Annotated in this window: 3 protein-coding genes; all 3 read right to left on the reverse strand. The window is 66.3% G+C overall.

The window, feature by feature from the left end; all coding sequences use genetic code 11:
- The coding region (locus VKP01_RS05135; RefSeq protein WP_324410917.1) for a filamentous hemagglutinin N-terminal domain-containing protein at positions 1-3,453 on the reverse strand (3,453 nt) is incomplete at its 3' end.
- A 189-nt stretch (positions 3,454-3,642) separates the two neighbouring features.
- Entirely contained in the window at positions 3,643-4,566 is a 924-nt protein-coding gene (locus tag VKP01_RS05140) for a tetratricopeptide repeat protein (RefSeq protein WP_324410919.1), read from the reverse strand.
- 10 nt (positions 4,567-4,576) lie between these two features.
- Positions 4,577-4,839 (reverse strand): hypothetical protein (locus VKP01_RS05145; protein WP_324410921.1); only part of this gene is annotated, 263 nt, incomplete at its 5' end.

Raw genomic sequence — 4,839 nt, forward strand, 5'->3', positions numbered from 1 at the left:
TCCGGGCAGCGAGATGGCGTAGCGGGCCAGGTCGATCACCGGATCCGGGACCGAGGGCGGCGCGGTGTAGACATTCGCATCCGTCACGCCGACGCTGATGCTCGGCGCGATGACGCTGACCTGGTTGCCGATGATCGAGCCGGAATTGCTGGTGGCGCCCGAGGCGTTCAGCGCGAGATTGCCGCCGGCGCGGATCAGCGAGGGGGTGGCGGACCAGGTGCCCTGATGTACGCGGCCGCGATAGCCGGTCTTGGCGCCAGTGAGCTTCCAGTAATCGTAGTACTGACGCAACTGGCGTGCATTGTTGCTCAGCGTGCCGGTGGTGATGCTCAGATCGCCCCCGGCGGCCAGTGTCGAGGCGGTGACGCTTACCGCGCCGGAACTGATCACGAGATCGCCGGCGACGTTGAAGATCGCCGGATCGGCGCGTTCGTATTCGCGGTAGTAGCGGTGCAGCCAGAGCCGGCTGCCATGAATGTATTGCTCGTGGCTGTAGCTGTATGTCGGGCCGCGCGCGCGGTTCAGCAGGAGCGTCCCGCCAAGATCGACGGCGGCGCTGCCCAGAACCTCCACGGCGGAGGAATAGACCAGCATGCTGCCGCCAGCGGTGAAATGGGCATCACCCAGGGTGAACAGCCACGCATTCTGCGGATGGGTGGTACCGCTGGCACCAACGCTGATCGAACCGCCCGGCGCCGCGAGCACCAGATCGCCGCCGGCGGCGATGCCGCCATGAACGGTGATGCCCTGGTGGAAATTCAGGGTAAGATCGCCATAGGCCATGATCTGCGCGCCATCGGCCAGATGCAGGGCCTGCCCGGTCATCTCCAGCGCGAGGCTCTCGCCGAAGCTGAAGCGGCCCTGGGCGATGCCATTGGCATTGGTCAGATCGAGATTGCTGCTGGTTGCCGCGATATCCGTCTGCCTGCGCGCCTCGATCACGGCATGCGTGCCGAGGCTGATCGCACCGCCGATGCGCAGGAGCAGATCCTCGCCGCTCATCCAGGCCTGCGCGCCGCTGTTGCCGCTGTTGATCAGCGCCCCGGCCTCAATGGCGAGCAGGCTGTCGCTGCCGATCAGGCCGTGATTGGCGAGCGTGCCGGTCACCGCGAGGTTCACCTGCGGCGCGATAATCCGCCCAGCGCTCGTGCTGGTGAGCGCGCCTGCCGAGATATGGAAGGCGCCGTCGCTACGGATCTCGCCGCTATTGGTCAGCGCACCGCCGACCGAGAGGGCGAAATCCGCCGGGGCCGGTGCACCCGCCTCGGCCACGGCGCGCAGGGTGCCGCCTTGGTTGAAGGCGCCACCAATCTCGCCGATGAAGAGTTCCGTCGCCGCGATCTCGCCGGCGCTCCCGCCATCGCCGGCGACGGTGAGATCGATGGCGGGCGCAAGCATCTCGCCATCGGACCCGAAAGCGAGGCTCCCGAGATCGAGGGTGATCATGCCCCCCGCCCGCAGGCTGCCCGCGCCGCTCGCATGCCCGCCGGCGGTCAGGCTCATCAGGCCGTCGGCCAGGAGCGTTCCGTCAATGCCCAGATTGCGGCTCGCCGTGAGTGTTAAGCCGGGGCCATAGAGCACCGCATCGGCGGCGTTGCCGATATCGCGCCCGCTGATCCCGAGGCCTGCATCGCCGATCAGCAGACCCGCATTATGGGCATCGCCCGAGAGCATGAAGCCGGCGCTGCCTGCGGCATAGATCACGCCATCCGCGCTGCTCGTCATGCTGCCGGCGGTGACGGCGAGATCACCGTCGACGAAGACGGTGCCGCTGTTGTCGAGGGCCTCACTGAGCGAGAGGCTCAGCCCCGGCGCATCAAGAACACCGTCCGCCGTGTTGATCAGGCTGCGCGCGAGCATGGAGGCGCCGGCACGGCTCTGGATCAGCCCGTGATTGACGATGTCGCCCGGCACGATCAGCGCGTGGGCATCGCGCAGAAAGGCACCGCTCGCGGCATTGATGAAGGAGCCGCCGATCGAGAGGGAGAGATTGTCGTGATCGAGGATGGTGGCGTTGGTGAAATCACGCCGTGCCGTGACGAGGAAGCGATCACCCGCCGCATAGCCGGTTTCCTCGCCCAGCGTGACGTCCTCACCAGTGATGGAGAGCCCGCGCAGGGCCGCGAGGGCAGCATCACGGATGATCAGCTCGTGCTCGGCCACGATGTCGGCGGTCTCGCCGCCGATCTCGATGCCCTCCGCGCGGAGCTGATCACCCTCAAGCGCCACGCGCCCGCCGGCGAGCAGGCGCCCGCGCGCCGTCAGCGTGGCTTCCGCGAGGAGGCTGATCGCCGATCCGGCGAGGATCTCCGCATGCGCATCAAGATCATCCCGCGCTTCCAGAACGACGGCATCGACCGCGGCGAGATCACCGTCGCGGATGATGATGGTCTTCGCATCACCGCGCAGCCGGCCCGCGACATCGAAGGTTCCACCGAGCGCCAGATCGCCTTCGGCGCCGAGGCGCAGATCCGCAGCGCTCGTCGCGCCTTCGGTCTGCAGATCGCCCATCGATGCGATGACGATGGCTTCGCGGGTGCTGGTGAGCCGCCCGTCCAGCGCGACGCCGAGATCGACATCCCGCGACACGATCGAAATCGCGCCGGCGCTGATGACACCATCCGGGGTCGAGACGATCGCATCGCCTGTCAGCGCGGAAGCGCCGACGAGATCCTCGGCCAGATCGCCGTCGGGATCGTAGCGCATCGCCCCCGCGCGCAGGCGCACCCTATCTTCCGCCACGACCGGCGCCTCGATGGCGACCCGGCGTCCGATCAGATCGATCTGATCGATGGCGCGATGGCCCGGGACGGCTGATACGCCGCTTCCCGCGATATCGATCGTGCCGTGGCGCACGTCGAAGGCGACGGTGCCGGCGCGGTCATCCGGAATCGGAACCCCTGTCGACAACGTGACGCGACCGGCATTGATGAAGCTGCAGCCGACACAGCCGATCCCGTTCGGATTGGCCACGATCACATCCGCGCGCCGCCCGAACACCTCCGTCGGCCCCGCAAGCGTGCTCGCACCGGTCCCGGTCACTTCGTTGAGGATCGTGCGGGCCGGCTGACGTCCGACGAGATTGGGATTCGCCGGGATCGCGCCGCCGAGAATCGAGTTTCCGTTCAATCCGGAATTGTTGAGAATCAGGCCATCCGTATCGACGTTGTAGCTCTCGAAACGGTTATGCGAGAGGCCGCCGAAGGATGGGGTCGTGATGTCGACGACGGGAACGCCGTTCGGCGCGCTGCTCACGCCCGGGCGGAACTCGATGGGCGCCGTCGGATCGGAGATCACCTGCGCCTGGGCCAGATTCATGGCGATCGGCTGAAGGCCGAGCCAGATAGCCGCGACGATGGCCGCGGCTCGCGCGAGCCGTGATGCCGCTATGCGCGTGACGCCCCGCCGCTGCGGGTGCAGATTATCCTGAAGCGCTTTATGATTGTGAATCATGATCAAGAATTGCTTTTGAAGATGCGCCCAATACAGATTTCGAGCCAGAGACGGGTTCCGGCGACGTACTTACGCCTGCTCGCGCGCCAGCAATCCTGTGATGCATCATAAAGAGCCGGGCAATCAATAGAAGATTGTCGTGATCCCGACGTCACCCCTGATGTTTTTCGACCGAAAAGGCACCAATTTTCATTCAACTGTCGACGCCTCGTCGGAGACGTCCGCAGCGCCCTCGCTCGCATCGTTTTCCGGCGTCCAATCCCGCGCCGCGCGCTGTGCCGCGCGCAGCTGCTCTGAGGAGAGCTGATCGGTGACCCGGGCGAGCGCCGCACCGGCATCGGGATGGCGGCGTGCGGCGGCGAGGTTGTAGTGCTTGTGCGCCGTGACGAGATCGATTTCCCCAAGCGCCCCTGCCTCGTGCAGAGCCCCCAGTTCGAAGAGCGCGACGGGATTGCCCAGGGCAGCCGCCTGCTCGAAATGCGCCGTCGCGGCATCCAGCGAGGCGTCCGGGATCGCACCGTCGAGATTGGCGTAGGCGAGAGCGTTCATGGCACCGATATGGCCAGCCTCCGCCGCCGCGCGGTAATGCTCGAAGGCCTGATCTGAAGCCTCTTGCGGATCTTCGTCATCCGCAAGGCCGAAGCCTTCGGCGAGCATGCCGGCGCAATTGAAGAGCGCATCGCGATCACCAGCCTCAGCCGCCTCACAGATCAGGGCGCGGGCCGTCTCGAAATCCTGCAGCACCCCCTCCCCGCGAAAATGCATCAGCCCGACACGGTTTAACGCCCGGGCGCTGCCCGCATCGGCGGCGGCGAGGAAGAGAACCCGCGCAGCTTCCGGATCCGGCGACACGCCCAGCCCGAGCTCCGCCATGCGCGCCAGATAGAACCCGGCATCGGCTTCGCCGCTCTCGAAACCCGCATTGAAATGGCTCAGAGCATCTTCGAAGCGCTCTTCTTCCAAAGCCGCGAGCCCATCGTCGACGGCGCCTGCATGGGCGGCACAGGCTGCGCCGAGCGCGAGGGCGAAGGCGGCGGGAAGAACCAGAGCGCCGCGCGTTGCGCGGGGCCAAAAGACGCTGCAAAGACTTTTGAGAGCTCCGAGGTAACGCATTGTTTTCCCTTTAGAATATCTTGAATGTGAAGTTCAGGCCGAAATCCGGGCTGCCGCCGGCAGGGCGGCGGATCACCGCCCCGGGCAGGCGCGTTTCGTCGAGGAGCGGATAGGCGACACTTGCATCCAGGCGCGAGCGCCCGAGCGCGAAACGGATACCGATCCCGGTACCGATCCGCGATACGGTGCGCTGCTGGGCAATGTTCTCGCCGTGACCCAGATCGAGAAAGGCGTAGGGGCGCATGGCATCGATCACGTCAGACGCGAAAGCCC

Source organism: Saliniramus sp. (genome assembly GCF_035311605.1).
In the GTDB taxonomy this organism is placed as follows: Bacteria; Pseudomonadota; Alphaproteobacteria; order Rhizobiales; family Beijerinckiaceae; genus Saliniramus.

Excerpts from the sequence above, each read along its gene's own strand:
- VKP01_RS05140 (WP_324410919.1), bottom strand. The coding sequence starts at position 4,566 with ATGCGTTACCTCGGAGCTCTCAAAAGTCTTTGCAGCGTCTTTTGGCCC.